Below are 351 nucleotides of genomic sequence, written 5' to 3' on the forward strand. Positions count from 1 at the left end.
CGCGGGTGCGGTAGCCGTACATCTCGCCGGTCTTTCCCCAGAACGTCACGCCGTTCACCGTGGCCGTCTGCAGGCCCATGCTGTAGCGGGCGGGGCTGCCGTCCTTCCACATGCGAACCTCGGCCGGAGGCAAGGTGCAGAGCTTGTCCAGCGCCCGGGGCGGCAGCAAGCCGCCGGAGAACAGCGCCTGTTGGAAAGCAAAGAGGTCGTCGACGGTGGAGACCAGTTCGCCCTCCCCCCAGGTGGTTGACGGGTTGTAGACGGTGATGTCGCGCAGGGAGCCGTCGGTCATCCGCAGGTAGCCGTGCACCTGCGGACCGTGCAGCCGGGGGTCGTCGCCCGGTGTCAGTG

Annotated in this window: 1 pseudogene; it reads right to left on the reverse strand. The window is 68.4% G+C overall.

Features of this window, described 5'->3' with window-relative positions:
- A pseudogene (locus TN53_RS43175) lies at positions 1 to 310 on the reverse strand (peptidase); the annotation flags it as partial.
- Between the last annotated feature and the right edge of the window lie 41 nt (positions 311 to 351).

It is taken from the genome of Streptomyces sp. WM6386 (genome assembly GCF_000972385.1).
Lineage (GTDB): Bacteria > Actinomycetota > Actinomycetes > Streptomycetales > Streptomycetaceae > Streptomyces.